The sequence below is a fragment of the Vibrio sp. 1580 genome (genome assembly GCF_033340055.1).
In genome coordinates, this window is record NZ_JAWOVT010000082.1 from 1 (window position 1) to 1039 (window position 1039).

General features: G+C 49.2%; 1 protein-coding gene. It reads left to right on the top strand.

Annotated features, from left to right (window positions below; genetic code table 11):
• On the top strand, positions 1-1039 hold a 1039-nt coding region (locus tag R7093_RS24165; protein WP_318146878.1), incomplete at both ends, for an acyl-CoA dehydrogenase domain-containing protein.

A 1039-nucleotide genomic window follows, 5' to 3' on the forward strand; every position in this document is an offset into this window, starting at 1 on the left:
GCAGCAAGCAACTTAACCGTTGCGGGTATCGACCTAGGTGAAAAGCCATCGGTTATCTCTGCAATCGTGAAGTACCACTGTACCCACCGCGGTCAACAAAGCATCATTGACGCGATGGACATTGTCGGCGGTAAAGGCATTTGTTTAGGCCCTTCGAACTTCCTCGCTCGTGGCTACCAAGGCTCTCCAATCGCCGTAACGGTAGAAGGTGCAAACATTCTGACTCGTTCGATGATCATCTTCGGTCAAGGTGCGATTCGTTGTCACCCATATGTACTTGAAGAAATGAACGCAGCTTACTCAGAAGCGAGCGACGCGGTTGAGAAATTCGACAAAGCGTTAGCTGGCCACGTGAGCTTTACCATGAGTAACCTCGTTCGCAGTATTTGGTTTGGTTTGAGCGCTGGTCTCGGTTCATCGGCACCGACTAAAGATGCAACGAAACGCTACTACCAACAGCTAAACCGTTACAGTGCCAACCTAGCGCTTCTGTCTGATATCTCAATGGCTGTGCTTGGTGGTTCGTTGAAACGTAAAGAGCGTTTATCTGCGCGTTTAGGTGACATTCTCAGTCAGCTATACCTAAGCTCCGCGACGCTAAAACGTTTTGAACAAGATGGTCGTCCGGCTGAAGATTTGGCTTTGGTTCACTGGGGTCTACAAGATAGCTTAAAACAAGCAGAAATCGCCGTTGATGAGTTCCTAGCAAACTTCCCGAACAAAGTCATTGGCCGCACACTTCGCGTTCTGATTATGCCATTCGGTCGTGTACGCAAAGCACCAAGTGACAAGCTAGACAGCAAAGTGGCACGTATTCTACAAACCCCAAGTGCAACACGTTCGCGCATTGGCCGTGGCCAGTACCTAGAGCCAACAGAGCACAACCCAGCAGGTAAGATTGAGTTAGCACTGTCTGTGATTCTTCAAGCTGAGCCTGTGTTCGACAAAGTTTGTAAAGCGCAAGGTAAACGTCGTCCATTCCTCCGCTTGGATATGATTGCTCAAGAAGGTCTAGAGCAAGGCGTGATCACTCAAGAAG